The organism is Coprococcus intestinihominis (assembly GCF_040096555.1).
GTDB lineage: Bacteria > Bacillota > Clostridia > Lachnospirales > Lachnospiraceae > Coprococcus_A > Coprococcus_A intestinihominis.
Genome location: NZ_JBBMEK010000485.1, coordinates 1 through 947, shown reverse-complemented (window position 1 = coordinate 947; position 947 = coordinate 1). Strand labels below are relative to the sequence as shown.

Sequence of the window (947 nt, the reverse complement as noted above, 5' to 3'; positions counted from 1 at the left end):
AGATATCAAGGAACGGGTAAAGGATAAGAATCCGAAGATTCGAAATCCGGCTGCCCGGCTTCCGAAAGAGCTGGTTCGCCAGACGGTACTGGAAGAAAAAGAAAAGCCAAGGGAACAACATGAAAAAAGCAGTGGGCAGTCAGACTCCCCAACACAGTATGGAACTGAAAAAATAGAATCCGTACAGTACAGGGCGGCGAGTGTGGCAGGAAAAACTATAGGGAAAACCACATATCAAGGTGGAAAAAAACTTGCCGGAGTGACCTACAGGAAGATAAAGGAAAGAAAAAACAGACAGGAAGAAGTGAAAGCCGCTGAAGAAGCAATGGAGCAGGGGGCAGAAAGCGGAAAGAAATTAATCAAGCTGAAACCGGAGCAGGTCGCCTTTGCCAAGGAGAATGGTAAACGGCAGGTGAAAGCAGCACCGAGAGTGGTAAAAGTATCCGGTCTGTCTCAAGAAAAAATAAAGACACAGGCATCCATGCAGAAACAGCAGATGGAAAAAAGTCTTCAGGCGATGCAGAAAGCAAGAGCAGCCCAGATGGCAAGAAAGTCAGCACAGGCATCGGCAGAAAGTGGAAAAGCAGTCCTTCAGGTAACTGGAAAGGGTTCAAAGTTATCCGTACAGGGAATTACAGCAGCGATTCAAAAAGGGGTAGTAGCTCTTGAAAAAATGGGAAAATGGATTGCTGCCGGAGGTAGTGCATTTCTTCTGGTATTTATTCTGATTGTGGGAATCATTGCAGGAGCAGCTTTCAGCAGTAATTCGGAAAGCTCCGAATCCCTAAGTGAAGAAGTGCTTGCGTATACTTCTGTGATACAGCAGTATGCATCCCAATACGGCATTCCGGAATATGTGTCTGCGATACAGGCCATCATGATGCAGGAATCTGGAGGCAGGGGAACAGACCCGATGCAGTGTTCGGAAAGTCCATATAATACAAGAT

1 protein-coding gene is annotated in these 947 nt (G+C 46.4%); it reads left to right on the top strand.

Annotated elements, in window-relative coordinates; translation table 11 throughout:
* A partial coding sequence (locus tag WMO25_RS18385; protein WP_349086695.1) for a lysozyme family protein occupies positions 1–947 on the top strand: 947 nt, incomplete at both ends.